Source organism: Streptomyces fildesensis, from assembly GCF_016107395.1.
Taxonomy (GTDB): Bacteria; Actinomycetota; Actinomycetes; order Streptomycetales; family Streptomycetaceae; genus Actinacidiphila; species Actinacidiphila fildesensis.
The window spans coordinates 1-244 of the sequence record NZ_JAAIKO010000350.1; the positions used below are offsets into that span (position 1 = coordinate 1).

The 244-nt window shown below is 52.0% G+C and carries 1 protein-coding gene; it reads left to right on the forward strand.

From position 1 onward, the window contains the following. The coding region (locus C6N31_RS43155) for a ubiquitin-like protein (protein WP_198359752.1) at positions 1–244 on the forward strand (244 nt) is incomplete at both ends.

Genomic DNA, 244 nt, shown 5'->3' on the forward strand with positions numbered 1-244 from the left:
CATTGATAATGTGAAAGCAAAAATCCAGGACAAGGAGGGCATTCCCCCAGACCAACAGCGCTTGATCTTTGCTGGGAAGCAGCTGGAGGACGGGCGTACTCTTGCTGATTACAACATCCAGAAGGAGTCCACGCTCCATCTTGTGCTCCGTCTGCGCGGTGGCATGCAGATCTTCGTGAAGACTCTTACTGGCAAGACAATCACCCTGGAGGTCGAGAGCTCTGACACCATTGATAACGTGAAG